Origin of the sequence: Ochrobactrum sp. SFR4 (assembly GCF_019730395.1) — a bacterium.
Lineage (GTDB): Bacteria > Pseudomonadota > Alphaproteobacteria > Rhizobiales > Rhizobiaceae > Pseudochrobactrum.
The window spans coordinates 1-559 of the sequence record NZ_JAAPBB010000109.1 but is presented as its reverse complement, the minus strand read 5'-3'; the positions used below and the strand labels follow the sequence as shown (position 1 = coordinate 559).

The following is a 559-nucleotide window of genomic DNA, read 5'->3' as shown; positions in this document are numbered from 1 at the left end:
AAGCACCACCGGCGAACAAATATTTACCAGCTTTATATGGTTTCATTTCTTCAGTTAAGAAAATTGGAAACGGTTCTGGATAGGGTGCGCCCTGATGCAGATAAGCTTGTTGACGGCGTACACTCCACAATCCGCGCTCATTGCGTCCGCTGCGTTCTTCAACATCATCATTCAAAATTTCAACATATGCCAATTTCATTTGATCACCTGTTATCTATGTTACATCTCATACAACATGGCATGTTACATCGCATGCAACACAGATCATTGCAGTAAAAGTAAAATAGTCAACACATACAGTAAAAAAACCTTAGTTTTGTTGCATTTTTGACAAATAGATTTTTAGCCGTAAGATTTATTGAAGAATATCAAACACATATAACATCTTATTCAACATCATATGTAACATGCGGCGCACAAAAAAATGAGCAATATTAAACTAACGTATAAAGAGCTTGCCGACATGACAGGTTGGACTTTAGGCCATACCAGAAATTTTGTTAGGCAAAAAAGGTGGAACAAGACCAAACCGAATAAAGGTAAAGAGGTCTTAATCGAC

1 protein-coding gene is annotated in these 559 nt (G+C 37.2%); it reads right to left on the bottom strand.

The features are described from left to right. On the bottom strand, positions 1 to 199 hold a 199-nt coding region (locus HBA93_RS18090; protein ID WP_221724221.1), incomplete at its 3' end, for a single-stranded DNA-binding protein. Positions 200 to 559: the final 360 nt, after the last annotated feature.